Origin of the sequence: Candidatus Hakubella thermalkaliphila (assembly GCF_013281975.1) — a bacterium.
GTDB lineage: Bacteria > Actinomycetota > Humimicrobiia > Hakubellales > Hakubellaceae > Hakubella > Hakubella thermalkaliphila.
Genome location: NZ_BLRZ01000287.1, coordinates 1 through 1,096, shown reverse-complemented (window position 1 = coordinate 1,096; position 1,096 = coordinate 1). Strand labels below are relative to the sequence as shown.

The window sequence follows — 1,096 nt, the reverse complement described above, 5'->3', positions numbered from 1 at the left end:
AAACCGGGCAAGCTTCCCTACACCACCTCCAGGATGGATTATGCCCTGGAATACGGGATGGATGCTCTGGAGGTTCATAATGATGCCATAAAACCGGGCGATAGGACACTCATCGTAGACGACCTGGTGGCCACGGGGGGAACGGCTAAGGCGAAAGCGGATCTGGTGGAAAAAGAGGGCGGAATAGTGGCTGGATTTGCCTTTGTCGTTGAGCTGGCTTTTCTGAACCCCCGAAAGAAGCTGGAGGGCTATGAGGTACTTTCTTTGATCAGCTACGATTCGGAGGATTCGGAGTAAAGCTGACAGGAGTTGGTGGATATGGTAGAAGAAAAGAAGGAAGAAAGAGAGGAAGCAGCATCTGCTGAGGAGGCCAGGGAAAAAGAAGAGAAGAAAGAACCGACCGAGGAAGAGATCATGGCCAGGCTGAGAGAGGAGCTGGACAAGCTGACCATCAAGGACATTGTGATCCAGATGATGAGCACCCTTTCCAGTCTGGGATACCAGAAGTTAGGTCTGCCAGAGAGCGCCAACGAGAAGTATAAAGATCTGAACCAGGCCCGGCTGGCCATCGATAGTTTAGCGGGTCTGGTAAGCGCTTGCGAGAAGAACCTCCCAGCAGACGACTTCCGGGCCTTCAAATCAACTCTTGCTCATCTTCAGATCACCTATGTGAAAAAAGCGGGATAAGAGATTTTGAAAGAGGCTATTCTTTACGCAAAGCTGGAGGATGAGAAGGTCAGATGCGATCTCTGCCCCCGGTATTGCGTGGCAAAGAAGGGTCAGGCAGGTATCTGCAAGACCAGAGTGAATGTAGATGGCAAGCTATTCACTCTCATTTATGCTGCATGCTCCTCCGTTGCCGCAGACCCCATCGAGAAGAAACCGGTCTTTCACTACTACCCTGGCAGCATTGTTCTCTCCCTGGGCACTTTGGGATGCAATTTTAAGTGTATCCATTGTCAGAACTGGCATGTAGCCCATGCCGATGCCACTCAGTCTCTTAAGGGCACGCAGGAGATACCACCGGAGCGACTTCCCCTTCTGGCCATTCAGAATAGGTGCAAGGGTGTAGCCTGGACTTATAATGAACCCACCA

The 1,096-nt window shown here is 51.3% G+C and carries 2 protein-coding genes and 1 pseudogene; all 3 read left to right on the top strand.

The features are described from left to right. The coding region (locus HW443_RS11635; protein WP_176238265.1) for a purine phosphoribosyltransferase family protein at positions 1-297 on the top strand (297 nt) is incomplete at its 5' end. Between the two features lie 21 nt (positions 298-318). After that, positions 319-687, top strand: a complete 369-nt coding sequence (locus HW443_RS11630; RefSeq protein ID WP_176231032.1) for a DUF1844 domain-containing protein — start codon at positions 319-321, stop codon at positions 685-687. A gap of 6 nt (positions 688-693) precedes the next feature. Next, positions 694-1,096: pseudogene (locus HW443_RS11625) on the top strand (hypothetical protein); the annotation flags it as partial.

What these genes read in the sequence shown, in the direction of transcription:
- HW443_RS11630 (WP_176231032.1), top strand. Translation starts at nt 319, where the DNA reads ATGGTAGAAGAAAAGAAGGAAGAAAGAGAGGAAGCAGCATCTGCTGAG.